The sequence below is a fragment of the Streptomyces sp. NPDC007164 genome (assembly GCF_040634135.1).
GTDB classification, from domain to species: Bacteria; Actinomycetota; Actinomycetes; order Streptomycetales; family Streptomycetaceae; genus Streptomyces; species Streptomyces sanglieri.
Genome location: NZ_JBEYFB010000044.1, coordinates 1 through 26,935, shown reverse-complemented (window position 1 = coordinate 26,935; position 26,935 = coordinate 1). Strand labels below are relative to the sequence as shown.

General features: G+C 72.2%; 22 protein-coding genes. 9 read left to right on the top strand and 13 right to left on the bottom strand.

The features are described from left to right. Positions 1-122: 122 nt before the first annotated feature. From ABZ622_RS34025 to ABZ622_RS34000, 6 genes are all read left to right on the top strand, one after another. Positions 123-2,870, top strand: a complete 2,748-nt coding sequence (locus tag ABZ622_RS34025; protein ID WP_360549924.1) for an SCO5717 family growth-regulating ATPase — start codon at positions 123-125, stop codon at positions 2,868-2,870. Between the two features lie 197 nt (positions 2,871-3,067). After that, positions 3,068-4,939, top strand: a complete 1,872-nt coding sequence (locus ABZ622_RS34020; RefSeq protein ID WP_360549922.1) for an ABC transporter substrate-binding protein — start codon at positions 3,068-3,070, stop codon at positions 4,937-4,939. Between the two features lie 90 nt (positions 4,940-5,029). Then, positions 5,030-6,112: an ABC transporter permease gene (locus ABZ622_RS34015; protein WP_360549920.1), complete on the top strand. Its 1,083-nt coding sequence runs from the start codon at positions 5,030-5,032 to the stop codon at positions 6,110-6,112. Next, positions 6,109-7,050 carry an ABC transporter permease gene (locus ABZ622_RS34010; RefSeq protein ID WP_360549918.1) on the top strand — a complete coding sequence of 314 codons (942 nt, stop codon included), beginning with the start codon at positions 6,109-6,111 and terminating at the stop codon, positions 7,048-7,050. The genes ABZ622_RS34015 and ABZ622_RS34010 overlap by 4 nt, the downstream gene beginning before the upstream one ends. Beyond that, entirely contained in the window at positions 7,047-8,075 is a 1,029-nt protein-coding gene (locus ABZ622_RS34005) for an ABC transporter ATP-binding protein (RefSeq protein ID WP_360549916.1), read from the top strand. The genes ABZ622_RS34010 and ABZ622_RS34005 overlap by 4 nt, the downstream gene beginning before the upstream one ends. Continuing rightward, positions 8,072-9,070, top strand: a complete 999-nt coding sequence (locus tag ABZ622_RS34000; protein ID WP_360549914.1) for an ABC transporter ATP-binding protein — start codon at positions 8,072-8,074, stop codon at positions 9,068-9,070. Before ABZ622_RS34005 ends, ABZ622_RS34000 begins: the two co-directional genes overlap by 4 nt. 78 nt (positions 9,071-9,148) lie before the next feature. Here ABZ622_RS34000 and ABZ622_RS33995 read toward each other — a convergent pair whose 3' ends face one another. From ABZ622_RS33995 to rimP, 9 genes are all read right to left on the bottom strand, one after another. Next, on the bottom strand, positions 9,149-10,102 hold the full coding sequence (locus tag ABZ622_RS33995; RefSeq protein WP_360549912.1) for a bifunctional riboflavin kinase/FAD synthetase: 954 nt from the start codon (positions 10,100-10,102) through the stop codon (positions 9,149-9,151). A 43-nt stretch (positions 10,103-10,145) separates the two neighbouring features. Next, complete coding sequence (locus tag ABZ622_RS33990; RefSeq protein WP_360549910.1) at positions 10,146-13,865, bottom strand: serine protease; 3,720 nt, start codon at positions 13,863-13,865, stop codon at positions 10,146-10,148. A 189-nt stretch (positions 13,866-14,054) separates the two neighbouring features. Continuing rightward, positions 14,055-14,951: a tRNA pseudouridine(55) synthase TruB gene (gene truB, locus ABZ622_RS33985; protein ID WP_266911508.1), complete on the bottom strand. Its 897-nt coding sequence runs from the start codon at positions 14,949-14,951 to the stop codon at positions 14,055-14,057. Next, complete coding sequence (gene rbfA / locus ABZ622_RS33980) at positions 14,948-15,400, bottom strand: 30S ribosome-binding factor RbfA (RefSeq protein ID WP_124716079.1); 453 nt, start codon at positions 15,398-15,400, stop codon at positions 14,948-14,950. The genes truB and rbfA overlap by 4 nt, the downstream gene beginning before the upstream one ends. 25 nt (positions 15,401-15,425) lie before the next feature. Continuing rightward, on the bottom strand, positions 15,426-15,722 hold the full coding sequence (locus ABZ622_RS33975; protein WP_072489324.1) for a DUF503 domain-containing protein: 297 nt from the start codon (positions 15,720-15,722) through the stop codon (positions 15,426-15,428). 169 nt (positions 15,723-15,891) lie between these two features. Further along, positions 15,892-18,993, bottom strand: coding sequence for a translation initiation factor IF-2 (infB, locus tag ABZ622_RS33970; protein ID WP_360549907.1), 3,102 nt, complete (start codon positions 18,991-18,993; stop codon positions 15,892-15,894). Positions 18,994-19,140: 147 nt separating this feature from the next. Then, positions 19,141-19,419, bottom strand: a complete 279-nt coding sequence (locus tag ABZ622_RS33965) for a YlxR family protein (RefSeq protein ID WP_360549905.1) — start codon at positions 19,417-19,419, stop codon at positions 19,141-19,143. A gap of 111 nt (positions 19,420-19,530) precedes the next feature. Further along, complete coding sequence (nusA, locus tag ABZ622_RS33960) at positions 19,531-20,571, bottom strand: transcription termination factor NusA (protein WP_072489327.1); 1,041 nt, start codon at positions 20,569-20,571, stop codon at positions 19,531-19,533. Positions 20,572-20,573: 2 nt separating this feature from the next. Further along, complete coding sequence (gene rimP / locus ABZ622_RS33955) at positions 20,574-21,071, bottom strand: ribosome maturation factor RimP (protein ID WP_360549902.1); 498 nt, start codon at positions 21,069-21,071, stop codon at positions 20,574-20,576. Between the two features lie 185 nt (positions 21,072-21,256). On the opposite strand from rimP, the gene ABZ622_RS33950 reads away from it, so the two are divergent. The 3 genes from ABZ622_RS33950 to ABZ622_RS33940 are packed head-to-tail and all read left to right on the top strand — an operon-like array spanning position 21,257 to position 23,233. Next, positions 21,257-21,784, top strand: a complete 528-nt coding sequence (locus tag ABZ622_RS33950; protein WP_360549900.1) for a hypothetical protein — start codon at positions 21,257-21,259, stop codon at positions 21,782-21,784. Beyond that, positions 21,781-22,299 (top strand): DUF4439 domain-containing protein, encoded by a 519-nt coding sequence (locus ABZ622_RS33945; protein ID WP_360549898.1) that lies wholly within the window; start codon positions 21,781-21,783, stop codon positions 22,297-22,299. The genes ABZ622_RS33950 and ABZ622_RS33945 overlap by 4 nt, the downstream gene beginning before the upstream one ends. A 28-nt stretch (positions 22,300-22,327) precedes the next feature. Next, the gene (locus tag ABZ622_RS33940; RefSeq protein WP_360549896.1) at positions 22,328-23,233 is read left to right on the top strand and encodes an aminoglycoside phosphotransferase family protein; all 906 of its coding nucleotides are present in this window, start codon (positions 22,328-22,330) and stop codon (positions 23,231-23,233) included. Positions 23,234-23,293: 60 nt separating this feature from the next. On the opposite strand, the gene ABZ622_RS33935 is transcribed toward ABZ622_RS33940, so the two are convergent. The 4 genes from ABZ622_RS33935 to ABZ622_RS33920 all read right to left on the bottom strand — a co-directional run. Continuing rightward, a complete protein-coding gene (locus tag ABZ622_RS33935) occupies positions 23,294-24,988 on the bottom strand; it encodes a proline--tRNA ligase (protein ID WP_259934767.1) in 1,695 nt (564 codons plus the stop codon). Positions 24,989-25,078: 90 nt separating this feature from the next. Further along, complete coding sequence (locus ABZ622_RS33930; RefSeq protein WP_360549894.1) at positions 25,079-25,648, bottom strand: GNAT family N-acetyltransferase; 570 nt, start codon at positions 25,646-25,648, stop codon at positions 25,079-25,081. Between the two features lie 65 nt (positions 25,649-25,713). Then, the gene (locus tag ABZ622_RS33925) at positions 25,714-26,559 is read right to left on the bottom strand and encodes a GNAT family N-acetyltransferase (RefSeq protein ID WP_266911526.1); all 846 of its coding nucleotides are present in this window, start codon (positions 26,557-26,559) and stop codon (positions 25,714-25,716) included. 169 nt (positions 26,560-26,728) lie between these two features. Continuing rightward, on the bottom strand, positions 26,729-26,935 hold a 207-nt coding region (locus tag ABZ622_RS33920), incomplete at its 5' end, for a flavodoxin-dependent (E)-4-hydroxy-3-methylbut-2-enyl-diphosphate synthase (protein WP_360549891.1).

Sequence of the window (26,935 nt, the reverse complement as noted above, 5' to 3'; positions counted from 1 at the left end):
GCGGAAGAACCCGAGGGCAAGCGATGCGCGTCCCAAGGGGGAGAGCCGGGCGGATCAGACAACGGGAACGGTCGCCCCCACCCACCACGGCACAAGGGTGCTCGACCACACCAGGAGGCAAAGTGAACGGCGATCGGGACGAGATCCGCGGGGGCTGGAACAAGCCCGTCGACGAGTCGTCCGACGCGGAGCCCGCCGAGATGACGGGTGAGTTCACCATCGACTACACCCCGCCCGCCTGGTACACGCAGAACGCGCCGGGGGAATCGTCGGGCGGTGCCGGTACGCATCTGGCGCCTCCGCCGCCGAGCGGAGCACCGCTTTCCGTGCCCGCGCCGTCCCCCGGGAGCGGTTTCGACTCCGACTGGACACCGGCGCCGCCCGCGCCCATTCCCGCGCCGCCCACGCCCGCCGCCCCCATTCCGGCGCCGGTTGCTGCCCACTCGCCGACGGGTGACGCCGCGCCTGCCCCCGCGGGCGGGACGGGCGATTCCGGCGGTGCGCCGGACCCGTTCGGGAGCGGCGACGTGGAGAGCGGCTCGACGATGCGCTTCTCGCCGGCCTCGCTGAAGCGGCAGATCGCGGAGATCGAGGGGCGTTCGGCGGAGGAGGCCGGGGACGGAAGCGATGCCGGGGACGAGTCCCGGGCCGCCTCGGGGTCGAGTGTCGCCGAAGCCGCTGCCAATGCCGGTGCCGGTTCCGCTGTCGATGCCGGTGGTGACGGTGCTGGTGACGGCGGTTCGAGTACGGGCGGGGCGCCTGCTTCCAGCGCTGCGCGGACCCCCGACGCGTCCGCCGAGGAGCCCGATGGCGCTGCCGCCCCGGACTCCGGTGCGGACCCGGCCGATGCCCCGGCGGACGGGCCGCAGGACTCCGCGCCCGCCCCCGCCCCCTCCGACGTTGTCGCTGTCGCTGTCGCGGATGCGGCGCCCCAGGACGTACCGCCCGCCGACGCACCGCAGGGTGCCGTCGCGCCCGTCGCGCCGAGCCCCTGGACCCCGGCGCCGCCGCAGGGCGGTCTGCCGCCGCTGCCGCCCGCCTTCCAGCCCGCCGCGCCGCAGCCCACCGCGCCCCAGCCGGCCCAGCAGTGGCCCGCTCCGGGCCCGGCCGGCCAGGCGCCCGGCGGCTACGGATTCCCGCAGGGCCAGGCGCCGCAGCAGCCGCAGGCACCGATGCCGCCGCAGGGCGGTTACGGATTCCCTCAGCAGCCCGCCCCCCCGGCTCAGCAGACCGCGCCGCAGGGCGGCTACGGATTCCCGCAGGCGTCACAGCAGCCGCAGGCCCCGCACCAGCCGCAGCCGCAGCCGCAGCCGCAGCCCCAGGCATCTCAGCCGCCGTACGCACCGCATGCACCCCAGCCTCAGCAGGCCGCCCAGGTGCCCCAGCCCGCTCAGCCGGCCCAGGGTGCTCAGTGGCCCGCGCAGCCGGGCGCGCCCCTGCCGCCGCAGGCCCCGCAGGGCGCCCTGCCGCCGGCCCAGCCCGCGCCCCACCTCCCCGCGCAGGTCACCCCGCAGCAGCCGGCCCAGCCCCAGGCTCCGCAGCAGCCGCAGCCCCAACACCCGCAGCAGGGGCAGGCCGTGGATCCCCGCACCGGTGGTGCCTGGCCGACCCCGGTCACGCACGATCAGCGCGAGCGTTCCGTGCCCGGCGCCCCGCTCGGGTACACGGCGGCCGTGGAGCTCTCCTCCGACCGGCTGGTCCGGGGCAAGCAGAAGGCGAAGAGCAGCCGCAATCCGTCCGGCGCTTCCCGCTTCAAGCTGGGCGGCAAGAAGGAGGAGGCGGAGCGGCAGCGCAAGCTGGAGCTGATCCGTACGCCGGTGCTGTCCTGCTACCGGATCGCGGTGATCAGCCTCAAGGGCGGCGTCGGCAAGACCACGACGACCACCGCCCTCGGCTCGACCCTGGCCACCGAGCGGCAGGACAAGATCCTCGCCATCGACGCCAACCCGGACGCGGGCACCCTCGGCCGCCGGGTGCGCCGCGAGACCGGTGCCACCATCCGTGACCTGGTCCAGGCGATCCCGTACCTCAACTCGTACATGGACATCCGCCGGTTCACCTCGCAGGCGCCCTCCGGTCTGGAGATCATCGCCAACGACGTGGACCCGGCGGTCTCCACGACGTTCAACGACGAGGACTACCGGCGCGCGATCGACGTGCTGGGCAAGCAGTACCCGATCATCCTCACCGACTCGGGCACCGGCCTGCTCTACAGCGCGATGCGTGGGGTGCTGGACCTCGCCGACCAGCTGATCATCATCTCCACGCCGTCGGTCGACGGCGCGTCCAGCGCGTCCACCACGCTGGACTGGCTCTCCGCACACGGGTACGCGGAGCTCGTGCAGCGTTCCATCACCGTCATCTCCGGGGTCCGCGAGACCGGCAAGATGATCAAGGTCGACGACATCGTGCAGCACTTCGAGACGCGTTGCCGGGGCGTGGTCGTCGTGCCGTTCGACGAGCACCTGTCGGCCGGTGCCGAGGTCGACCTCGACATGATGCGTCCCAAGACCCGCGAGGCGTACTTCAACCTCTCCGCGATGGTCGCCGAGGACTTCTCCCGTGCCCAGCAGCAGCAGGGGCTCTGGACCTCGAACGGCTCCACCCCGCCGCCGCAGTACGCCCCGCCGATGCCCGGCCAGCAGCAGTACGCCCCCCAGCAGCCGCAGCCGCAGGGGTACCCGCAGCAGCATCAGCCGTACGGCGGTCAGCAGCCCCCGCAGCCGTACCCGCCGCAGCCCGGCCCCGCCGGACCGCAGCAGAACGGCTGGCAGCAGGGTCAGCCCGGCCAGCCGGTTCCGCCCGAGCTGCAAGGTCCCGTCCCGCCCGCCGGATGGCCGCAGCAGCCGCCGCCAGCGCCTCAGCAGTAAGGCATCAGAGGTCTGAACCAATGAGGGCCCGCACCGTCTCCACGGTGCGGGCCCTCTGCACATTCCCGCAGCCCACACGCCGTTTCGATGACCGTTGACGCAGCTCGACCACCGCTGATAAACCTTCGCTTCACCAGCTGGCGAACCACAGATCAACCCGCCTTCTCCGTGCGAGTCATGACGTGAGGTCCCTGACCATGGTCGAAAGAGTTCCACCACGCTCCGCCAAGCCACGCTCACGTCTGCGTGTTCTCCTGGCCTCCGGTGCCGCCGCGCTGGCGCTGGCCGCCGGATCCGTCGTCCCGGGCATGCCGCTCGGTGCCGCGCCGCAGCAGGCGCAGGCCGCCGACAGCGGAAAGTCGACACTGACCGTCGCCGTCGCACAGAGCGTCGACTCCCTGAGCCCGTTCCTGGCCCAGAAGCTGATGAGCACCAGCATCACGCGGCTCATGTACGACTTCCTCACCAACTACGACCCCAAGGACAACCACGCGATCCCCGGCCTCGCCACCAAGTGGGAGCCGTCCGCGGACAAGCTGACCTGGACGTACACCATCCGCCCCGACTCCAAGTGGTCGGACGGACAGCAGACCACCGCCGAGGACGCGGCCTGGACGTTCAACAAGATGATGACCGACGAGGCCGCCGCGCAGGCCAACGGCAACTTCGTCGCGAACTTCAAGAAGGTGACGGCTCCCAGCCCCACGCAGCTGGTCATCGAGCTGAAGGAGCCGCAGGCCACCATGGCGGCACTCGATGTGCCGATAGTGCCGAAGCACGTCTGGGAGAAGGTCGGTGACTTCTCCAAGTTCAACAACGACAAGGCGTTCCCGATCGTCGGCAACGGGCCGTTCGTCGTGACCGACTACAAGGTCGACCAGTACGTGAAGCTCAAGGCCAACAAGGACTTCTGGCGCGGCAAGCCGAAGTTCGACGAGCTGGTCTTCAAGACGTACAAGGACCAGGACGCCGCTGTCGCCGCGCTGCGCAAGGGGGAGGTCTCCTTCGTCGCCGGTTCCCCCGCGCTGACGCCCGCTCAGGCCGCCTCGCTCAAGGGCGAGAAGAACATCAAGATCAACGAGGGCCCGGGCCGCCGCTTCTTCGCGCTGGCCACCAACCCGGGCGCGCAGACCGAGGACGGCAAGAAGTTCGGCAACGGCAACAAGGCCCTTCTCGACCAGAAGGTGCGCCAGGCCCTCTTCCTGTCCATCGACCGCAAGACCATCATCGACAAGGTCTTCCAGGGGCACGCCGTCGAGGGCCAGGGCTACATCCCGCCGCGCTTCTCCGCGTACCACTGGCAGCCGACCGCCGAGCAGAGCCTCGCGTACGACCCGGCCAAGGCGGCCAAGCTGCTCGACGAGGCGGGCTACAGGCTCAAGGGCGACCAGCGGGTCGGCAAGGACGGCAAGCCGCTCGACCTGCGCATCCTCTGCCACGCCACGGACCCCAACGACAAGGCGATCGGCAAGTACCTCAAGGAGTGGTGGGGCAAGCTCGGCATCGGCCTGAAGGTCGACTGCCTCGACAACGTCTCGGTGCCCTGGTACGCGGGTGAGTACGACCTCGCCTTCGACGGCTGGTCCGTCAACCCGGACCCCGACTTCGTGCTCGGCATCCACACCTGTGCCGCGCTGCCGGCCAAGGCGAAGGACAGCGCCACCACCGACAACTTCATCTGCGACAAGAAGTACGACGAGCTGTACAAGAAGCAGCTCGCCGAGTACGACCCGGCCAAGCGCACCGGAATCGTCAATGAGATGCAGTCGTGGCTGTACGACTCCGGGTACATGAGCGTCATCGCGTACCCGAACGCGGTCGAGGCGTACCGCACCGACCAGATCAAGTCGATCACCACCATGCCCGAGGCGGCCGGCAACATCTACGGCCAGGACGGGTACTGGAGCTGGTGGTCTGCGGCTCCCGCTTCCGGCGGCAGTTCGGACAGCTCCGGCGGGTCGGGCTCGACCGGCGTCGTCATCGGCATCATCGTGGTGGTCGTGGTACTCGCCGGTGGCGGGTTGTTCATCGCGAAGCGGCGCCGCAACACGGCGGACGACCGCGAGTAATCACTCGGACAGGTCGAGAGGGGCCGGCCGGGGAGCACTCGCGTCGTCGGCCGGCCCCTCCACGTGCAGCACGAGTAACGAGAGTTCCCCATGACAGCTGACAGCACTCCGGCGCTCGTGCAGATCGCGGACGCGGACACCGAAGGCCCGGCTCCGGCCGGACCGCCGGCCGCCCGCGGTCCACGGGCGCGCAACACCAAGGCCTATCTCCAATACGTGGCGGCCAAGATCGCGGGAGCAGCGGTCTCGCTGTTCGCGGTCCTGGTCACCAGCTTCTTCCTGTTCCGGCTCATTCCCAGCGACCCGGTGAAGCAGATGACGGGCGGCCGGCCCGTATCTGCCGAACAACTCGCGTCGCTGCGGCGTCAGTTCGGACTCGACCAGCCGATGTGGCAGCAGTTCACGACGTATGTCGGCGACGCCCTCACGGGCGATTTCGGCACCTCGTTCCAGTTCCACGCGCCGGTCATAGACAAGATCATCGAGGCGCTTCCGGCGACCCTGCTCCTCACCGGCACGTCGTACGTCCTGTACACCGCGCTCGGCATCTGGCTCGGCACCCGTACCGCCTGGCGAAACGGTTCCGCAAGCGACCGCTTCAACACCGCGTTCGCGCTCACGCTCTACTCGGTGCCGTCGTTCTGGCTGGGCCTGCTCCTGATCATCGTCTTCTCGGTGGGCATCGGCCCGATCCCCGGGATGTTCCCGACGGGCGGGCTGGAGTCGGGCAACGAGACCGGCTTCGCCTACATCCTCGACGTGGCGCACCATCTGGTCCTGCCGGTGATCACACTGGTCGCGGTCGGATACGCGCAGACTCTCCTGGTGATGCGTTCCTCGCTGCTCGACGAGATGGGCAGCGACTATCTGACGACGGCCCGCGCGAAGGGACTGCGGGACGACGTCGTGCGCCGCAAGCACGCCGTGCCGAACGCGATGCTGCCGACCTTCACCCTGATGTTCGTGAACCTCGGGCATGTGGTCGCCGGACAGATCCTGGTCGAGACGGTGTTCTCCTGGCCGGGCCTCGGCGGCCTCTTCTACCAGGCGCTCAGCGTGCCCGATCTCCCGCTCGTACAGGGGCTGTTCTTCGTCTTCGCCACCGCGGTGATCCTGGCGAACACCCTTGCCGATGTGCTCTATCCGCTGCTCGATCCCCGGGTGGGCCGATGACGACCGAATCCATGCCCACGCCCACGCCCACGAAGGCGGAGGCCGCGCAGAATCCGCGTGCGCTGGCCCGCGCGCGCAAGCGCCGGTCCATGGCCCGCTTCTGGCGGGAGTACCGGAGCCACCGCAGCGGGCTGTGGGGTCTGGCCGCGCTCGTCCTGATCGCGCTGGTCGCCCTGTTCGCGCCGCAGCTCGTCGGCTCCGACTCGCAGAGCGTCACCGGCGCCCCGGGCGGCGCGCTGGAGTCACCGAGCGGTGAATTCCCCCTGGGAACCGACCAGTTCGGGCGCAGCGTGCTGGCACTGCTGGTGTGGGGCACCCGGGTCTCGTTGACGGTCGGCCTGCTCGCGGCGTTCCTGTGCGTCGCCATCGGTACGGTCGTCGGCATCGTCGCGGGCCATTTCCACGGCTGGTACTCGACGGTCCTGATGCGGATCACCGACTGGTTCCTGGTGATGCCGACCCTGGTCCTCGCGATCGCGCTCGCCACGGTGATGGACCGCTCGATGTGGACGGTCATCATCGCGATCGGGGTGACCACCTGGCCGACCACGGCCCGGCTGGTCCGGGCCCAGACGCTCGCCGTGGAGTCGCGCCCGTACATCGAACGCGCCCGTGCGCTGGGCGGCGGCCACGGGCACATCATGGTCCGGCACGTGCTGCCGAACGTGATGCCGCTGGTGCTCGCGCAGACCACGCTGGTGATCTCCAGCGCGATCCTCACCGAGGCCACCCTGGCCTTCCTCGGCCTCAGCGACCCGACCACCACCTCGTGGGGCGGCATGCTCCAGGACGCCCGTGAGGCGGGCGCGGTGAGCGCGGGCGACTGGTGGTACCTGGCACCGCCCGGCATCGCCATCGCCCTGGTGGCGCTGGCGTTCACGCTGTGCGGCCGTGCCATCGAGTCCGTCCTCAATCCCAAGCTGGGGGTGGCCCGTTGAGCACGACGAGCATCCTGAAGACACCGCTGCTCGACGTACGGGGCCTCACGGTGACGTACGCCGGCGGAGCACAGGCCGTCCGTGGCGTGAACCTCTCCGTCGACGCCGGGCAGAAGCTCGGCATCGCCGGTGAGTCGGGCTGCGGGAAGTCGACGCTGGCGCTCGCGCTGCTGCGGCTGCTGCCCGCCGGTACGAAGGTGTCCGGCCGGATCCTGCTGAACGGCGAGGACGTCCTCGCCATGAAGTGGGGCCAGGTCCGGGCGGTGCGCTGGGCGGGGGCGTCGATCGTCTTCCAGGGCGCGATGCACTCGCTCAACGCGGTGCATCGCATCGGGGACCAGATTGCCGAACCGATCCTGCTGCACCGCAAGGCGACCCGGGTCGCGGCGGCGAAGCGGGCGGGCGAGCTGCTGGAGCAGGTGGGGCTGCCCGCCGCCCGCGCCTCCGCCTACCCGCACGAGCTCTCCGGCGGGCAGCGGCAGCGCGTGATGATCGCGATGGCGCTCGCCTGCGACCCGGGGCTGATCATCGCGGACGAGCCGACCACGGCCCTCGATGTGATGATCCAGGCCCAGATCCTGCGGCTGATCGAGCAGCTGGTGTCCGAGCAGGACCTCGGCCTGATCATGATCAGCCATGACCTCGCGGTGCTCTCGGACACCTGCGACCGGCTCGCGGTGATGTACGCGGGCCGGGTCGTCGAGGAGGGCCCGGCGTCCGAGGTCTACGAGAACGCGCACCACCCGTACGGCAAGGCCCTGTCCGGCGCGTTTCCGCGCATCGGCGACCCGGCCTCCCGGTTCGCGCCCCGCGGGCTGCCCGGCGATCCGCCGGACCCGTCGGCGCTGCCCGGCGGCTGCACCTTCCACCCGCGCTGCCCGGTGGCCCTGGACTCCTGCGCGAGCGAGGACCAGGAGCTGCGCGACGCGGGCCCGCAGCGGCGGGCCGCCTGTGTGCTGGTGGGGCCGGGGGCGGCCGCGGTGCCGGCCCTGCCCGGCGCCGAGGAAGCAAGGAGCACACCATGACACCCACCACTACTCCCCTGCTCAGTGCCCAGGGGCTGCATGTCACCTTCCCCGGCCGGCGCGGGGCCGCCCCGGCGCGCGCCGTGGACAGCGTCGACCTGGACATCCGGCCCGGCGAGATCGTCGCGCTGGTCGGCGAGTCCGGCTGCGGCAAGACGACGCTGGCCCGTTCGCTGCTGGGCCTGGTCCCGCCGACGTCCGGGCAGGTCACCTTCGGCGGCAAGCCGCTCGACTACGCGAGCCGGGCGCTGAAGAGGTACCGCAAGCGGGTCCAGCTGGTACTCCAGGACCCCAGTGGTTCGCTCAATCCGAGACACACGGTGTACGACGCCGTCGCCGAGGGCCTGCGGATCCACGGGTACGCGGGGGACGAGCGGGCGGCGGTCGCCGGGGCGCTGTCGCGGGCGGGGCTGCGGCCGCCCGAGCGGTTCTTCCTGCGGTATCCGCACGAGCTGTCCGGCGGTCAGCGCCAGCGGGTCGTGATCGCGGGCGCGCTGGTGCTGGAGCCGGAGCTGATCGTGGCCGACGAGCCGGTGGCCTCGCTGGACGCCTCGGTGCGCGGCGAGATCCTGGCGCTGCTGCTGCGGCTGCGCGACGAGCTGGGCCTGTCCGCGCTGGTGGTCACGCACGATCTCGGCCTGGCGTGGAACATCGCGGACCGGGTCGCGGTGATGTACCTGGGGCGGATCGTGGAGACCGGCAAGGTCGAGGAGATCCTGACGGCCCCTCGGCATCCGTACACCCAGGCACTGTTGTCGGTGCTTCCGGAGTCCGGGGCCGAACCGGTGATCCTGACCGGTGAGCCGCCGGACCCGTCCAGGGTGCCGTCCGGCTGCCGGTTCCACGCCCGCTGCCAGGTGCTGGCCTCGGGCGAGGCGGAACGGGCGGGCGTCGCGGACGACTGCCGTACGAAGGATCTGCCGGTGCTCGCGGGCGGCGGCGAGACCCAGGTGGCGTGCCACTGGGCGATCGCGGCCGCGAAGGCACCGGCGTAGGCCGGGATCACCACGCGGGGCCGGGACCGTCGAGGAGACGACGGTCCCGGCCCCGCGTGGTCCCGTACGGGAAGGGGTTCAGCCGCGCTCGTACGCGGAGACCAGCTCGCTGCACCGCTTCACATCGGCGGCCATCGCCACGAGCAGCTCGTCGATCGAGTCGAACTTCAGCATCCCGCGCACATACGCGAGGAAGTCCACCGAGACATGGAGCCCGTACAGGTCGAGGCCGACGCGGTCGATCGCGTACGCCTCCACCGTCCGCTCCGTGGCGTCGAACTGCGGGTTGGTGCCGACCGAGATCGCGGCGGGCATCGCCTCGCCGTTCACGTTCAGCCAGCCCGCGTAGACGCCGTCGGCGGGGACCGCGGTGTGCGGCAGGGTCTCCACGTTGGCCGTGGGGAAGCCGAGCTCACGGCCGCGCTGCGCGCCGCGGACCACGATGCCCTCGACCCGGTGCGGGCGGCCCAGGATCTCGGCTGCGCCCGCGACGTCGCCCTCGGCCACCAGTCGCCGGGTGAGGGTGGAGGAGAACGGCTCGCCGCCGCCCGCCTCGCCCCTCACACGGAGGTCGATGACCTCGACGCGGTAGTCGTAGGTCTCGCCGAACTCGGTGAGCAGCTGTACGTTGCCGGCCGCCCGGTGGCCGAAGCGGAAGTTCGGACCTTCGATGACCAGTTGCGCGTGCAGCTTGTCGACGAGCACCTTCACGATGAAGTCGGCCGGTGCCAGCTTCGAGAACTCGGTGGTGAACGGCAGGATGAGCACCGCGTCCACCCCGAGCTCCGCCATCAGCTCGGCGCGCCGGTGGTGCGGGGCGAGCAGCGGCGGGTGGCTGCCGGGCCGTACGACCTCGCTGGGGTGCGGGTCGAAGGTCACCACGACCGAGGGCACGCCCAGCTCGCGGGCGCGCTCCACGGCCCGGCCGATGATCAGCTGGTGTCCGCGGTGCACCCCGTCGTAGGAGCCGATGGTGACGACGCTGCGTCCCCAGTCCTGGGGGATGTCCTCCAAGCCACGCCAGCGCTGCACTCTGACCGCTCCTCGCCCGAACCTGTGTACGTGGGTTTGTCTCTTACGCAGGTCTAAGACTGCCATGCTCACGCCGCGCGGCCTGCATCGGCATCGCCTTCGGGCTTCCCAGCGCCTCCACCATCCGCCGCGCGCCGGGGCCGACGAGCGCCGCCCATTCCGGTGGCGCGTCGGCCAGCCACCCGGTGACCAGGGTGGCGAATCCGGGCACGTCACGGGCGAGCTCGACCAGTCGGCGGTCGAAGCGGACCGCGCCCTCGGGGGTGCGGACCAGCAGCGTCCCGGTGCGGTGGACCAGGGCGCGGGTGCGGGCCGGGGCTCGGGTGCCGGAGCCGGCCGCGGCGGCCCGCAGCAGCGCGTCGAGCACGACCGGATCCCGGTGGGCGTCCTGCTCGAAGTCCAGCAGAACCTCCAGCAGCTGTTCCCGCAGCGGCCCGGAGGCGGGGCTTCCGGGCGCGGCGAGCACCCCGGCGAGTGCGCCGCGTACCGGCGGCGGAACGGGGCGGTCCCGCAGCAGCCCGGTCACCAGGGGCAGCAGCAGGGCGCGGGCGGCGGGGCCGCGCTCCAGTCTCCGATCGAGGTACGAGGCCGCGTGCACGGCGTCGTCGGGGTGGCTGTCGATGTAGGCGCGCACCAGTCCGGCGGTGTGCAGGGCGAGCGCGGGGGCGTCGATCCCGGCCAGGGCGCACAGTGCCTCGCCCGCCCCGTCGTCGGGCCGGGTGAGCCGTTCCCGGTACGCGGCGAGCACCTGCTCCGGGTGGGAGGGCAGGGCGACGGCTAGCGCCTCGGCGGACGGTGCGGGCCCGCCCGCGACGAAGGCCCGGAGCGCCTGCGGAAGGCAGCGGTCCCTGGTCTCCGGATCCTGTACGAGGAGGGTGAGCGCGGCCCCGTGCAGGGCGGTGTCGGCCGGTCTGGCCAGCAGGGCGAGGACCGATCCGCGCAGCAGCGCGCGGTCGGCGTCGAGGGTGGCGTGGGCGGCGGTGACCAGGGCGTACGAGGCGGCTGCGGCGCGGTGGGCGCTCCGGTCCTCGTCGTGGGCCCAGCGGTGGACGGCCCGGCAGAGCGCGGAGGGCTCGTCCTCGGCCAGCGCGCCGAGCAGCTCCTCGGCCCTGGGGTGGGGGGTCGCGACGAGTGCGTCGGTGAGCTCGTCGAGGGCCAGGTCCCGGCGGGCGTAGAGGAGCGCCTGGGCGGCGGCCGCCACGGTCGGCCGGAGCGCGTCCCCGTCCCCGGCGGGCAGCGGCCGCTCGTCGGTGAACCAGTCGCAGAGCAGTGGCTGCACGGTGCGGGGCCGGTCCACGAGCCGTCTCGCCACGGCGTCCAGGAACCGCTCACCGCCGTCGCCGTCGGGGCACGTGCCGCGGGCCCGGTCTCCGTCGCCGCGCGCTTCGCCGCGGTGCGGGCCGTCGGCGGGGACGAGCCGCCGGAACAGGTCGATCCGGTCCTTCTCGGAGAGCCTGAGCCGCCGCCAGAACCACGGCCCGAACGCGGCGTACGTCCCCGGTCCTCCCGGCCCGCCGGAGGCCGCCCGGCGTACCACCCGCCCGGCCAGGAGCCGCAGCACGCCCAGATACGGACGGGCGTCGGGCACCCGGAGCAGGGTCTCGGAGAGCAGCCGGACCGCCCACCAGCGGGCGTCGTGCCCCGGCGCCCAGGCACCGCCGGGGGCGGCCTCCCGGACCGTGGCGGCGTCCGCCGCGGGATCCGTCCGCGCCGACAGCCGGTCCAGTGCCTCGATAAGATCGGCCAGCTGGTGGGAGAGCACGGCGGGGCCCTTCCGGCGGCCCAGGAGCAGCAGCGCCTGGATCACCGGGCCGATGCGGTGGCGGGGTACGGGCAAGGTGCGCGGCCCGGTCGCCGCCGCTCCCGGCAGGGCCGCGCGGCCCGTCCCCGGCTGCCGGGGACGCGGGACACGGCGTTCGTCGGCCGCCGCCCCCGGCCGCCTGTTCCGCTCCTCCTGCGCGTGCCACCGGTGCACCAGGGCGTGCAGCGCCGCATCCACGTCCAGGTGGGCGCCCTGCACCCAGTCCCCCAGCTCCTCGTGCGCGAAGCGGTATCCGGCACCCGCCGGGACGAGCAGGCCCTCGGTGAGGACGGCCGACGCCCAGCCCGTGCGCCAGGGGAAGACCTCCTCGAAGGCCTCCCGGCCCAGCTCCCCCTGTCCGGGGCCCAGACAGCGCCGCGCCGCCTCGTGGACCTGCCCCGCCACCCGCGCGGCCAGCCTGCGGACGGCGCCGCCCCGCAGCGCCGGGCCGGACGCCGCCGCGATCCGGACCGCGACGCGCAGACACATCAGGTCCAGGTGAGCGGCGAAGACCTCCTCGGTGTCGGGCTGCCCGGCGACGTCCCCGGGCAGTGCGGCGCGCACCTCCGCGAGCAGGCGCAGGGTGAGCGGGTGCCGGTCGTGGCCGGGTGCAAGTGCTCCGGGCGGGACGGCGTACCGCTCGGCGGCCCGTGCCGCCTGGCCCGCGGTGAGGTCGCCGAGGCGGACCGCCGGCGGCAGCCGCCCGGCCGGCCGGGCGGGGCGGTGCAGCGCGCCGGCCGGGCAGAGCGCCCCGGTGCTCTCCCAGTACTCGGGTCCGCAGGCGACGACCAGCCGCGCCCCGTTGTCCCGCAGCCATTCGACGGTGGCGGCGGTCCACCGGGCCGACTCGTGGGCCAGCGCGGGCGGCATCTCCTCGGGGCCGTCCAGCAGCACGAGCAGCGGGCTCCCGGACTCCTCGGCCAGCCGGGCCACCCGCTCGGGGCCGGCGGTCGACATGTCGCCCCCGGCTCCGGCGGCGGTCACGATGCGTCCGGCCCGGCGCAGCGTACGGGCGACGGCGTCGGCCACCGAGGTGTCGTCGGCCAGCAGATCGGCGCCGCGCAGCCAGAGGGTGGGGGCGGGCACCGGGCCACGTGCCCGGCGTGCGGTGAGCGCGGCGAGTTCGGTGGTGCGGCCGGTGCCCGGTGCTCCGACGAGGGCGAGGACGACGACGGGGCCGTCCGGCGCGGACGAAGGCCGGTCCGGGTCCGCGAACGCGGCGAACTCCGCGCTGATGTCCGGGCGTTCGACCGGATCGGACGGGGCGTCGGGGCCGCCCGCCGAGCCGAGCGAGGTCGCGGTGAGGTGCAGGGCGCCCGCGAGATTCAGGTCGCGTCCGTACCCGGGAACGCTCGTCGCGTTGCGCCGCAGCAGCTCGTCGAACGGGCCGCCGGTGCCCGCCGCGCGGAGCTGCACGGCGAACCCCGCGCCCTCGTGCCCGGCGCGCAGCGCGCCGCCCAGCACGGCGACGACCGCGCCGCTGGCCGGGTCGACGACGGGCCCGCCCACGGCCGTACCGCCGAGCCGCAGCGCGTCCCTGCCGTCCGTGCCGAGCGCCAGTTCCAGGGCCGCTCCGATCGGGTGGCAGCGGCCGTTCGCGGTGTATGTCACGGGGGTGGTGCCGAGTACCCGGGCCTCGCGCCAGCCGTGCGCGGCGATCGTCACGTACGTACCGGCGTCGATCCGGTCCCGCAGGGCGATCGGGGCGGGCTCCACGCCCAGCCCGGCGGGGCCCCCGGGGTGCAGCAGGGCGAGGTCCAGCTCCGGCAGCGCGGTGATGTCGCCGGCCTCGACGGTGCGGCTGCGGCCGCCCGCTCCGTGCAGGACGAGCCGAGTGGCGCCGTCGACGGCCTCGTGGCTGGTCAGTACCGTGCCCCGGTCGTCCGCGACGAACCCGCTCCCCCGCGGCCGACCGGCCGAATCGCAGATACGTACCAGCGCTGCCCGGTCCCCGCTTGCCATGGTCCGACGTTAGGTCCGATGATCGCCGCCTGCGCCGCTCGTTGTAAAAGCGCCCCCGAATACACCCCTGATTCACTCCGAGCGCCTGCCCATTGGGGTGAATTGCCGGCGTCCGGTGGACAGAACATGTGGGGGACCGTGGAGCGGGCGCAGGGATCTGCCCCGCCCGCTCCACGATGAGGTCTCCGGTCAGGCGAAGACGGCGAGGCTCTTGGCCTTGCCCTTCTGCTCCTCCACCAGGACCAGGAAGCGCCCGTCGGGCCCGAAGACGCCGACCGGTCCCGGCGGGAAGGCCGGCATGTCCAGCCGTACGCCGTTCAGCAGCAGCTTGGCGCGCTTCTCGTCCACGTCCCAGCGGGGGAACGCCGAGGCGGCGGCCTCGGCCACCGGCATCACGGTCAGCTCCTCCTGGTGCTGGTCGAGCGTCCGCGCCGCGTCCAGTCCGTAGGGCCCGACCCGGGTGCGGCGCAGCGCGGTCAGATGACCGCCCACGCCGAGTCCGGCGCCCAGATCCCGGGCGATCGCGCGGATGTACGTACCCGAGGAGCAGACGACCGAGACGACCAGGTCGACGACCGGTGTGCCGTCCTCGGCGACGTCCTGGCGTACGTCGTAGACGTTGAAGGACGAGATTGTCACCGGCCGGGCCGGGATCTCGAACTCCTCGCCGCCGCGCACCCGCGCGTAGGACCGCTTGCCGTCGATCTTGATGGCGCTGACCTTGGACGGCACCTGCATGATCGGTCCGGTCAGGGCCGCGACGCCGGCGTCGATGCCGTCCCGGGTCACCCCGGAGGCGTCGGTGGACGAGGTGATCTCGCCCTCCGCGTCGTCCGTGACGGTGTTCTGGCCGAGCCGGATCGTGCCGAGGTACTCCTTCTCGGTCAGTGCGAGATGGCCCAGCAGCTTGGTGGCCTTCTCGACACCGAGCACGAGAACACCCGTCGCCATCGGGTCCAGGGTGCCGGCGTGGCCGACCCGGCGGGTGCGGGCGATGCCGCGCATCTTGGCGACGACGTCGTGCGAAGTGAAGCCGGACGGCTTGTCGACGATGACAAGGCCGTCCGGCGTTTTCTGCGGTGTCATTCGGAGGCGGTGTCCTCGTCGTTCTCGTCATCCGCCTTGCGGTACGGGTCGGCACCACCGGCGTACGTGGCGCCCGAGGACGCCTCGCGCACCCGTGCGTCCGAGGCACGCGCCCGGTCGAGGAGGTCCTCGATGGCCTTGGCGTTGCCCGGCAGGGCGTCCGCCACGAAGGCCAGCGTGGGCGTGAACTTCGTCCCCGCCGCCGCTCCGACCGCAGACCGCAGGATGCCCTTGGCGCTCTCCAGACCGGCCGCGGCGCTCGCCCGCTCCTCGTCGTCGCCGTAGACCGTGTAGAAGACCGTGGCCTCCCGCAGGTCACCGGTGACCCGGGTGTCCGTGATCGTCACGTGCGTACCCAGACGCGGGTCCTTGATACCGCGCTGCAGTTTCTCGGCGACCACCTCCTGGATGAGGTCCGCCAGCTTTTTCGCCCGCGCGTTGTCGGCCACTGGTCCGTCTCCTTCTTCGCCTTGCTCAATCGTCTTCGTCGCTGTGCAGCCGCCGCCGTACGGACAGCAGCTCCACTTCCGGCCGTGCGGCCACCAGTCGCTCGCACCGGTCCAGAACATCTGTGAGGTGTCCGGTGTCCCCGGAGACCACGGCAAGGCCGATCTCGGCCCTGCGATGGAGATCCTGACCGCCCACCTCCGCCGCGCTCACCGCGTATTTCCGCTGGAGCTCGGCGACGATCGGACGGACGACGGAGCGCTTCTCCTTCAACGACCGTACGTCGCCGAGAAGCAGATCGAAGGACAGTGTCCCCACATACATGTATGTCCGGATGTCCCGCCGGTTCGGGTTCGCGCCCTGCCGGTGCTTGGCAGGGACACCAGAACCGTACACGGAACGGCCGGGGCCGATCGACGGAAATACGACCCGTCGACCGGCCCCGACTGTTGAGGAGAGATCCGGGGGTTTCCCCCCCGGGATTCCCCGTTGATCAGCCTCGCGGCTTCTCGCGCATCTCGTACGTCGCAATGACGTCGTCGATCTTGATGTCGTTGAAGTTTCCGAGGTTGATACCGCCCTCGAAGCCTTCGCGGATCTCGGTGACGTCGTCCTTGAAGCGGCGCAGACCGGAGATGTTGAGGTTCTCCGCGATGACCTTGCCATCGCGCAGCAGGCGCGCCTTGGTGTTGCGCTTGACCTCGCCGGAGCGGACCAGCACACCGGCGATGTTGCCCAGCTTGGACGAGCGGAAGATCTCGCGGATCTCCGCCGTACCGAGCTCGACCTCTTCGTACTCCGGCTTGAGCATGCCCTTGAGGGCCGCCTCGATCTCCTCGATGGCCTGGTAGATCACCGAGTAGTAGCGGACGTCGACACCCTCGCGCTCCGCCATCTGCTGGGCACGCCCGGCAGCGCGGACGTTGAAGCCGATGACGATGGCGTCGGAGCCGGTCGCCAGGTCGATGTCCGACTCGGTGACCGCACCCACACCGCGGTGCAGGACCCGGATGTCGACCTCGTCGCCGACGTCGAGCTGGAGCAGCGAGGACTCGAGAGCCTCCACCGAACCGGACGCGTCGCCCTTGATGATGAGGTTGAGCTCCTGGACCAGACCGGCCTTGAGCGCCTCGTCCAGGTTCTCCAGGGAGAACCGGACACCCTTGCGGGCGAAGTTGGCGTTGCGCTCACGGGCGGCACGCTTCTCGGCGATCTGACGGGCCGTACGGTCCTCGTCGACCACCAGGAAGTTGTCGCCGGCACCCGGGACGTTGGTGAGACCGAGCACGAGGACGGGGGTCGACGGACCCGCTTCCTCGACGTTGTTGCCGTTGTCGTCGAGCATCGCCCGGACGCGGCCGTACGCGTCGCCGACCACCATCGTGTCGCCGATGCGCAGCGTTCCGCGCTGGACGAGGACGGTGGAGACGGCACCGCGGCCGCGGTCGAGGTGGGACTCGATCGCAATACCCTGCGCGTCCTGCTCCGGGTTGGCCCGCAGGTCGAGCGAGGCGTCGGCGGTGAGGACGACGGCCTCCAGGAGGGACTCGATGTTGAGGCCCTGCTTGGCGGAGATGTCGACGAACATCGTGTCGCCGCCGTACTCCTCGGCCACCAGACCGAACTCGGTGAGCTGACCGCGCACCTTGGTCGGGTCCGCGCCCTCGACGTCGATCTTGTTGACCGCGACCACGATCGGCACGTCGGCCGCCTTGGCGTGGTTCAGCGCCTCGATCGTCTGGGGCATCACACCGTCGTTCGCCGCCACCACGAGGATCGCGATGTCGGTGGACTTCGCACCACGGGCACGCATGGCGGTGAACGCCTCGTGACCCGGGGTGTCGATGAAGGTGATGCGGCGGTCCTCACCGTTGACCTCGGAGGAGACCTGGTACGCACCGATGTGCTGCGTGATGCCGCCGGCCTCGCCCGCAACGACGTTCGTCTTGCGGATCGCGTCCAGCAGTCGGGTCTTACCGTGGTCGACGTGACCCATGACGGTCACGACCGGCGGACGCGAGACCAGGGCCTCTTCGCCGCCCTCGTCCTCACCGAACTCGATGTCGAAGGACTCGAGCAGCTCGCGGTCCTCCTCCTCGGGGCTGACGATCTCAAGGACGAAGTTCATCTCGTCCGCGAGGAGCTTCAGCGTCTCGTCGGAGACGGACTGCGTGGCAGTGACCATCTCGCCGAGGTTCATCATCACGCCGACGAGCGACGCCGGGTTGGCGTTGATCTTCTCGGCGAAGTCGGTCAGCGAGGCACCGCGCGACAGGCGGACGGACTGTCCGTTGCCGCGAGGCAGCATGACGCCGCCCACCGACGGGGCCTGCATGGCCTCGTACTCCTGGCGCCTCTGCCGCTTCGACTTGCGACCACGACGCGCGGGACCGCCGGGACGGCCGAACGCACCCTGTGTGCCACCACGGCCACCGGGGCCGCCGGGACGTCCACCGAAGCCGGGACGACCGCCGAAGCCGCCGCCACCGCCGGGACGGCCCGCACCGCCACCGCCGCCGCCACCGGGACGACCGGCGAAACCGCCGCCACCGCCACCGGGACCGGCCGGACGGCCCGCGAAGCCACCGCCGCCGGGACGGCCTGCGCCGCCACCGCCGCCGGGACGACCGCCGCCGCCGCCGGGACCACGGCCACCGCCGGGGCCACCACCGGGACGCGGGCCGGCAGCGGGACGCTGCGGCATCATGCCCGGGTTCGGACGGTTACCACCCGGGGCACCGCCCGGACGGGGAGCCTGCGGACGGGGCATGCCGCCCGGGGTCGGACGGGCGCCGCCCTGGCCCTGGGGCCGCGGAGCGCCACCGGGGCCGCCCTGCGGACGCGGGGCGCCCGGACGGTCCTGGCCGCCACCGGGACGCGGGGCGCCGCCGGGACGGGGCGCCTGCGGACGGGCCATGCCCGTCGAGCCACCGGAGGTGAAGGGGTTGTTGCCCGGACGGGGACCGGCCGGACGGTTGCCGCCGGGGCGCGGGGCACCCTGGCCGGCGGGACGCGCGGGGCGGTCGCCGCCGCGCTCGCCACCGCGGCCGCCGTCGCGCTGGCCACCGTCACGCTGACCGCCGGCCGGGGCCGGACGGGCGGGACGGGGCCCGGGGGTGGCACCCGCGGGACGCGGGGCCTGCTGCGGGGCAGCCGGCTGGGCCGGAGCCGGAGCCGAGAACTCGGCGGCGGGCACCGGGGTCACCGGAGCGGGCTTCGGCGCGGGCTTCGGGCCCGGACGCGGGCCGGCAGACGGCGCGGAAGGCGCTGCGGGGGTGCTGCTCGCCGGGGCGGCGGGGGCCGGCTTGGGAGCCGGGGCGCCGGGCTTCGGGGCAGCGGGACGTGCCGCGGCGGCCGGGGAGGGCGCCGCGGGCTTTGCGGGCGTCGCCTTGCGGGGCGCGCCAGGCTTTGCAGCGGACTTGCCGGCGTTGCCGCCGGGCCCCTGCAGTGCGTCAGTCAACTTGCGTACAACCGGCGCCTCGATCGTCGAGGACGCCGAACGGACGAATTCACCGAGTTCTTGGAGCTTGGCCATGACGACCTTGCTCTCGACGCCGAACTCCTTGGCGAGTTCGTATACCCGGACCTTAGCCACTTCGCTCCTTTTAGGTCCGGGTTACCGCCGGACCGTCGCTACTTCATGGGCGTACTCATCGCGTACTCATCGAGTGCTCATCGCAATCTCGACCTACTTCCAACTCGCGAGGTACCTGACCGCACGGGGACCCGTGCCGTTCATTTCTTACTGTGTCACCCGCTCGACGAACCGCTGCACTGCGGCGGGGTCGAACGGCCCCTTGGCCTTGAAGGCCCGGGGGAAGGCCCGGCGGCGAACCGCCAGGTCCAGACAGACGGAGGCGGGGTGTACATATGCACCCCGGCCGGGCAGCGTACCGCGAGGATCGGGGACGCAGGCGTCCCCGTCCGCGACGATGCGCAGCAGCTCGCTCTTGGCCGCCCGCTCCCGGCATCCCACACAGGTTCGCTCAGGGCAAGCACGGGCGTGCGTCCGGCCAGACACGGCTAAGTCTACCTCCCCGCACCGACCTCACCCCTTTGGGGCAAAAATCGAACGGATGTTGTCGTGATCTCAGCGGCATTGCCACCGAGAAATATTCCCGACGGCGCCGGTTCAGCGCCGCTCGGACCGCTCGCGGGCCCGTTCGGCGCGCTCCCGGTCGGCGACGTCGCGCTCGGCGTCGGTCTCGGTGTCCGGACGGATGTCGATGCGCCAGCCGGTGAGACGGGCGGCGAGGCGGGCGTTCTGCCCCTCCTTGCCGATCGCCAGCGACAGCTGGTAGTCCGGCACGGTGACCCGGGCGGACCGGGCGCCGAGGTCGACGACCTCGACCTCGCTCACCCGTGCGGGCGACAGCGCGTTGGCCACCATCTCGGCCGGGTCGTCCGACCAGTCCACGATGTCGATCTTCTCGCCGTGCAGCTCGGCCATGACATTGCGCACCCGGCCGCCCATCGGGCCGATGCAGGCGCCCTTGGCGTTCAGCCCGGAACGGGTCGAACGGACCGCGATCTTGGTGCGGTGACCGGCCTCGCGGGCGATGGCGCAGATCTCGACGGAACCGTCGGCGATCTCCGGAACCTCCAGCGCGAAGAGCTTCTTCACCAGGTTGGGGTGGGTCCGCGACAGCGTCACGGACGGACCCCGGACGCCCTTGGCGACCCGTACGACGTAGGTGCGCAGCCGCAGGCCGTGGGTGTACTCCTCGCCCGGCACCTGCTCCTGCACCGGCAGGATCGCCTCCAGCTTGCCGATGTCGACCAGGACGTTCTTCGGGTCCTTGCCCTGCTGGACGACGCCGGTGACCACATCGCCCTCGTGGCCCGCGTACTCGCCGAACGTCCGGTCGTCCTCGGCGTCGCGCAGCCGCTGCAGGATGACCTGCTTGGCGGTGGTCGCGGCGATCCGGCCGAACCCGGACGGGGTGTCGTCGAACTCCTTGGGCTCCTGGCCCTCTTCCAGGTCGGCCGGGTCCTCCTTCGCCCACACCGTCACGTGGCCGCGCTCGTCGAGCTTCACTCGCGCGCGGCGGTGGCTTCCGTCAGTACGGTGGTAGGCGATGAGGAGGGCCGACTCGATCGCCTCGACGAGCACGTCGAAGGGGATCTCCTTGTCCTGTGCCAAGCCCTTCAAGAGCTTCACATCGATGTCCACGGCTACGCCTCCTCTTCCTTCTTGTCCTTGCGGCTGAATTCGATCTCCACGCGCGCCTTGGCGATCTCGTCGAAGGCGACCCGGCGGGACGTGGGCCTGCGGCCCTTGACGCCCGGCACTTCGAGGTCGAGGCCTTCTTCGTCCACGGCGAGGATGCGGGCCACCAGCTCGCCGCCCTCGCGCAGGTGGAGCTTGGCCAGGCGGCCCGTGGCACGTACGTAGTGGCGGTGCTCCGTCAGCGGACGGTCGGCACCGGGGGACGTGACTTCGAGGTTGTACTCGCCGTCGCCCATCACATCGGTCTCGTCGAGCTTCTCGGAGATCGCGCGGCTCAGGTCGGCGCAGGCGTCCAGCTCGACGCCCTCTTCGGAGTCCACGACGATCCGCAGTACGCGGCGGCGGCCGACCCGGGACACCTCGATCTCTTCGAGATCCAGCTGTTCGGCGCTGACGAGCGGTTCGAGCAGCCCGCGCAGCCTCTCGCTCTGGGTGGTGCTCATCCGGGTGACTCCTCGGCCGCGTGTGCTGTTGTGGGGATCGTCGCGTGTCAGGTCAAAGGGTATCCGGTCCCGAGGGGTGTTGCCGTCCGCCGGCTCCCCGGCCGCGGGTACGCTCGCCTGCGGTGATCACTTCAGGACAGATCCAGTCAAGTCAGGGCCAGGACACCAGGCCCGAAGGAGAACAAGTGCGGCGCACGGGGACGACGCGCAGAGGTGTGTTCGGCGCGACGGGAGCGATCGCCCTGGGGGCGGTGCTGGCCGGCTGCGGTGACGGGCCCGAACGCGAGAAGGATTCCGGCGGGTCCGGGGCGGCGACCGCGGCCGAGCAGGCCTCGGCGGCACGGGCCGAGAAGAAGGTCCGGGCGGCGGCCGCCCGGACCAGTCTGGAACTGCTCGGCGGGTACGAGCACGTGGCCAGGGCCCATCCGGCGACCGCCGCGGGGCTCGCGCCGCTGCGGGACGCCGTACGCGCCCACGCGAAGGCACTGGCTCCCGGCGGCGCGCAGGCGCTCGCCTTCACGCGGTCGCGCGCGACCGACGCCGGGTCCGCCGTCAGGGAGCTGGCCGCTGCGGAGCGCCGTGCCGCGGACGCGCGTCTGGCGGCCCTGATGGAGGCCCCGCCGGAGCTGGCCCGGCTGCTGGCGTCGATCGCGGCGGCGGGCGCGGCCCACGCCTATCTGCTGACCGAACTGGCCAAGGAGACCTCGTCATGAGCGCCGGGACACGGAAGGCCGCACAGGCGGCCCTGGCCGCCGAACACGCGGCGGTGTACGGGTACGGGGTGGTCGGCGGCCGGGTCGGCGAGGGCCGCCGGGCCGAGGCGACGGCGGCCCACCACGCGCACCGGGCCCGGCGCGACGCGCTGGCGCGGACCGTGCGCGGGCTGGGCGGTGTGCCGGTGGCGGCGCAGGCCGCGTACGCTCTGCCGTTCGCCGTGCCGGACCCGGCCGCGGCGGTGCGGCTGGCGGCCGTGCTGGAGGACCGGGTCGCGGGCGTGTACTCCGATCTCGTACGGGCCGCCGAGGGGCCGCTCAGGCGGGAGGCCGCCGACGCGCTGCGGGAGGCCGCGGTGCGCTCGGTCCGCTGGCGGGGCGGCGGCGTAGCCTTTCCCGGGCTCGCGGAACGGGCCTCCGAAGGCACCGGCGCGAAGGCCGGGGCCGCCGCGAAGGCGGACAGCGCCGCGAAGAGCGGGGCCGGTGGGACGAACGGGTCCGGTGGGACGCACTGAAAGAGCTCTGAAAGGGAACAAGGCACGTATGGGTTTCGAACCGCCGCAGCGTCTGGTGCGGGCGCTGGGCGAGTCGTACGGGGACGAAGGCGCCGCCGACTGGCTCGCGCGGCTTCCCGCACTGACCGAGGAAGCGCTGTCCGCCACCGGGCCGGACATCACCGTGGAGCGGGTCGCCGCCCCGGGCGGCCGCAGCAGTCTGGTCCTGCTGGTGACCTGTGCCGACGGCACCCCGGCCGCGCTGAAGATCGCGCCGCCCGGGGCCGAGCCCGAGCTGGAGCGGGCGGCGCTGGCCCACTGGAACGGCTGGGGCGCGGTGCAGCTCGTCGCCGCCGGACCCGGCGCACTGCTGCTGGAGCGGCTGCACCCCGAGGTGTCGCTGCGCTCGCTGCCCGAGGCGAAGGCGCTGCTGGAGGCGGCGGGGACGGTGCGCCGGCTGTGGGTCGAGCCGCCGGCCGGGCACGGTTTCGAGACGGTCGCCGAACGGACCGGGAGCCGGGTCGGGCCGATGCGGGCGAGCGCTGCGGCCGACCCGGGCCTGGAGCCGCTGGTCTCCGCGGCGCTCGCGGCGCGCGCGGAGCTGGTCGCCCACTCCCCCGAACTCCTGCTGCTGCACGGCAACTTCCGGCAGAGCAAGGTGCTGGCCGGGGAGCGGGTGCCGTGGCTGACGGTCGGCCCGGAGCCGCTGGTCGGTGAGCGTGCCTACGATCTGGCGCGGCTGGTGCGCGACCGTGTCGAGGATCTGATCGCCTCGCCCGGCGGCGCGGTGACGGCCCGCCGCCGGGTCAAGAAGCTGGCCGATTCGCTGGACGTGGACCGGGAGCGGCTGCACGGCTGGACACTGTTCCGTGCGGTGGAGTCGGGCACCCGGGCGCTGGCGGCCGGCCGCCGCCAGGAGGGCGAGCTGACGCTGGAGTTCGCGAGCTGGCTGTGAGACGACGGAAGGCCGCAGGCCCCCGCGCATCGCGCGGGGGCCTGCGGCCTTCCGTGGCTGTCAGGCGGTGAGGCGGGCGATCGCCTCGTCGACGGTGAGCTCCTCGCGCTCGCCGGTGCGGCGGTCCTTCAGCTCCAGGACGCCCTCGGCCGAGCGGCGGCCGGCGACCAGGATCTTCGGCACACCGATGAGCTCGGAGTCGGTGAACTTGACGCCGGGCGAGACGCCCGGACGGTCGTCGACCAGGACGCGCAGGCCCGCGGCGTTCAGCTTCTCGGAGACGTCGAGCGCCAGCTCGGTCTGGAGCGCCTTGCCCGCCGCGACGACGTGCACATCGGCCGGGGCGATCTCGCGGGGCCAGCACAGGCCCTTGTCGTCGGCGGTCTGCTCGGCGAGCGCGGCGACGGCGCGGGAGACGCCGATGCCGTACGAGCCCATGGTGACGCGGACGGGCTTGCCCTGCTGGCCGAGGACGTCGAGCGAGAAGATGTCGGCGTACTTGCGGCCGAGCTGGAAGATGTGGCCGATCTCGATGGCGCGGTCCACGCGGAGACCGCTGCCGCAGTTGGGGCAGGGGTCGCCCGCCTCGACGACGACGACGTCGAGGTAGTCGTCGACCTCGAAGTCACGGCCCGCGACGACGTTCCTCGCGTGCTTGCCCTCCTTGTTGGCACCCGTGATCCAGGCGGTGCCGGCGGCGATGCGCGGGTCGGCGATGTAGCGGACCTTCTCCAGACCCTGCGGGCCGACGTAGCCGCGTACCAGGTCCTCGCGGCCCTCGAAGTCCTCGGCGGTGACCAGTTCCACGACGGCGGGCGCGAGGTGCTCGCCGAGCTTGCCGAGGTCGACCTCGCGGTCTCCGGGCACGCCCACGGCCACGATCTCGCCGTCGACCTTGACCAGCAGGTTCTTCAGGGTCGCGGAGGCCTCGACGCCCAGGTGTGCGGCAAGGGTCTCGATGGTCGGGGTGTCGGGGGTGTCCAGCTCCTCGACGGGGCCGTGCGCGGAGCCGTCCGCGGCGACCGCCTTGAAGGTGACGGCCTCGGTGTTGGCGGCGTAGTCGCAGTTCGGGCAGTCGACGAAGGTGTCCTCGCCGGCGGGCGCGGGCGCCAGGAACTCCTCGGAGGCGGAGCCGCCCATGGCGCCGGAGACGGCGGAGACGATCCGGTGATCGAGGCCGAGGCGCTCGAAGATCCGGATGTAGGCGGCGCGGTGCAGCTGGTACGCCTCGGCGAGACCCTCGTCGGTGGTGTCGAAGGAGTACGAGTCCTTCATCTGGAACTCGCGGCCGCGCAGCACACCGGCGCGGGGGCGGGCCTCGTCGCGGTACTTGGTCTGGATCTGGTAGAGGATCACGGGCAGGTCCTTGTAGGACGAGCACATGTCCTTGACGACCTGGGTGAAGATCTCCTCGTGGGTGGGGCCGAGGAGGTAGTCGGCGCCCTTGCGGTCCTTGAGCCGGAACAGCAGGTCGCCGTACTCGTCGTAGCGGCCGCTCGCCTCGTACGCCTCCTTGGGCAGCAGCGCGGGCAGCAGCACCTCCTGGCCGCCGATGGCGTCCATCTCCTCGCGCACGACGCGGGTGATGTTCTCCAGGACCTTCTTGCCGAGCGGCAGCCAGGTCCAGATTCCGGCCGCGGTGCGACGTACGTATCCGGCCCGGACGAGCAGCTTGTGGTTGAGCGTCTCGGCGTCGGCCGGGTCGTCGCGCAGTGTCTTGATCATCAATCGGGACATGCGCTGGACCTGGGCCATGATGAACTCCTGCTCGGAAGGGTGATGTGCAGGAGGTTAGCCGGGCGGTGCGGGTGGGCGGAAATCCATTGTCCGAGGTAACGAGAGGGCCTAGCCCTTGCGACGCAAGGGGAGCGGGGCTCCCATCACCGCATAGGGCTTGGGAGCGCTGGGGAAGAGCACCTGCCGGGCCAGGTCCTGGTAGCCGAGACTGCGATACAGGCCACGTGCCGGGCTCTCGGTGTCGATGGCCGAGAGGATCGACCGGGGCTGGTCGACCGCGTCGGTGATGGTGGTGATCAGCGCGCGTCCGATGCCCCGGTTCTGGAACTCCGGCAGGACGTGCAGTTCGGTGATGACGAACGAGTCGTCGAGCCAGTGCACGCTGCCGGTGGCGCGGAGGTACGGCTCGACGACGGTGGACCACCACTGGCCGCGCTCGTTCGGCATCCCGTAGACGAAGCCGACGAGCCGTCCGCCGGGGGTGGTGGCGCCGAGGGCGCGGGCGTGGGGGTGGTCGAGGTGTCTGAGGACGATGTGGCGCCGTACCTCGACCTCTTCGGGCCCCAGGCCGAAGGCGAGGGCCTGTACGGCGAGCGCCTCGTCCACGCGCGCGGCGAGGTCGACCGGCCCGATCCGGACGCTGGGAGTGCGGGGGCCGCCCCCGGAAACTGCTGCCATGCGCCGACCCTACTGGCCCCGGTGGGCAACGGGGTACGGATGGGTGGCCGTCGGCCACCGGCCGGTCAGAACAGCACGCTCATGAACGCGCCGGTCTCCTTGAAGCCGACCCGGGCGTAGGACCGGCGCGCGGGGGTGTTGTAGTCGTTCACGTAGAGGCTGACGACGGGGGCGACGTCGGCGAGCGCGTAGCGCAGGACCGCCGCCATGCCGGTTTCGGAGAGGCCGCGGCCGCGGTGTTCGGGGGCGACCCAGACGCCCTGGATCTGGCAGGCCTGCGGGGTCGCGGCGCCGATCTCCGCCTTGAAGACGACCTTGCCGTCGTCGATCCGGGCGAACGAGCGGCCGGCTCCGATGAGTTCGGCGACGCGGGCCTGGTAGAGGAGTCCGCCGTCGCCCGCGAGCGGGGAGATGCCGACCTCCTCGGTGAACATCGCCACGCAGGCCGGCATCAGGACGTCCATCTCGTCCTTGCGGATCCGGCGGACCAGGGGGTCGGGGGTCACTTCGGCGGACGGGCTCTCGGTGACCATCAGCGGCTGATGGGCCCGGACCTCGCGGGCCGGTCCCCAGCCGGGTTCGAGCAGCCGCCACAGCCGGGCGGTGGGTTCGGCGGGGCCGACGATCGAGGAGCAGCGGCGGCCGGCCCGGCGGGCGCGGTCGGCGAAGGCCCGGACGGCTTCGGGGGTGGCGCAGATGGGGACGAGGTTGGCGCCCGAGTAGCAGAGCGAGCGGAGCCGTCCGTCGGCGTACCAGCCCCACATCTCGCCGCCGAGGCGCCAGGGGTCGAGGCCTGCGATCTGGACCCGGGACGTCACGAAGGCGTTGGCGACGGGCTCGCTCTCCAGGATGGCGAGAGCGGCTCCGAGGTCGCTGGGTTCGAGGACCCGGGTGGTGGTCTGCGTCAACACGAGGGGGCCTCACCATACGGTCTGCTGATTTCCGCACTTTAACCGAAGCGGATCGTCCGTGCCGCCCGTGCCTGTGAACAGGGGCTGGGGCAGGCCGTGAGGTCGCTCACGGCAGCGCCCCGCCGGACGGGGTTCGTCGGGCGGGGCGCTGTGGTGCGGGGTATCGGGTTCAGCTGACGGAGACCTCGGGCTCGCCGGAGGCGATGCCGTCCTTCTCCATCTGCTCGGCGATCTTCAGGGCTTCCTCGATGAGCGTCTCGACGATCTTCGACTCGGGCACGGTCTTGATGACCTCGCCCTTCACGAAGATCTGACCCTTGCCATTGCCCGACGCCACACCCAGATCGGCCTCACGGGCCTCACCGGGACCATTGAC

Coding starts and splice junctions, on each gene's coding strand:
- ABZ622_RS34020 (WP_360549922.1), top strand. CDS start 3,068: ATGGTCGAAAGAGTTCCACCACGCTCCGCCAAGCCACGCTCACGTCTG.
- ABZ622_RS34015 (WP_360549920.1), top strand. CDS start 5,030: ATGACAGCTGACAGCACTCCGGCGCTCGTGCAGATCGCGGACGCGGAC.
- ABZ622_RS34010 (WP_360549918.1), top strand. CDS start 6,109: ATGACGACCGAATCCATGCCCACGCCCACGCCCACGAAGGCGGAGGCC.
- ABZ622_RS34000 (WP_360549914.1), top strand. CDS start 8,072: ATGACACCCACCACTACTCCCCTGCTCAGTGCCCAGGGGCTGCATGTC.
- ABZ622_RS33990 (WP_360549910.1), bottom strand. CDS start 13,865: ATGGCAAGCGGGGACCGGGCAGCGCTGGTACGTATCTGCGATTCGGCC.
- truB (WP_266911508.1), bottom strand. CDS start 14,951: ATGACACCGCAGAAAACGCCGGACGGCCTTGTCATCGTCGACAAGCCG.
- ABZ622_RS33975 (WP_072489324.1), bottom strand. CDS start 15,722: ATGTATGTGGGGACACTGTCCTTCGATCTGCTTCTCGGCGACGTACGG.
- rimP (WP_360549902.1), bottom strand. CDS start 21,071: ATGAGCACCACCCAGAGCGAGAGGCTGCGCGGGCTGCTCGAACCGCTC.
- ABZ622_RS33945 (WP_360549898.1), top strand. CDS start 21,781: ATGAGCGCCGGGACACGGAAGGCCGCACAGGCGGCCCTGGCCGCCGAA.
- ABZ622_RS33940 (WP_360549896.1), top strand. CDS start 22,328: ATGGGTTTCGAACCGCCGCAGCGTCTGGTGCGGGCGCTGGGCGAGTCG.
- ABZ622_RS33935 (WP_259934767.1), bottom strand. CDS start 24,988: ATGGCCCAGGTCCAGCGCATGTCCCGATTGATGATCAAGACACTGCGC.
- ABZ622_RS33930 (WP_360549894.1), bottom strand. CDS start 25,648: ATGGCAGCAGTTTCCGGGGGCGGCCCCCGCACTCCCAGCGTCCGGATC.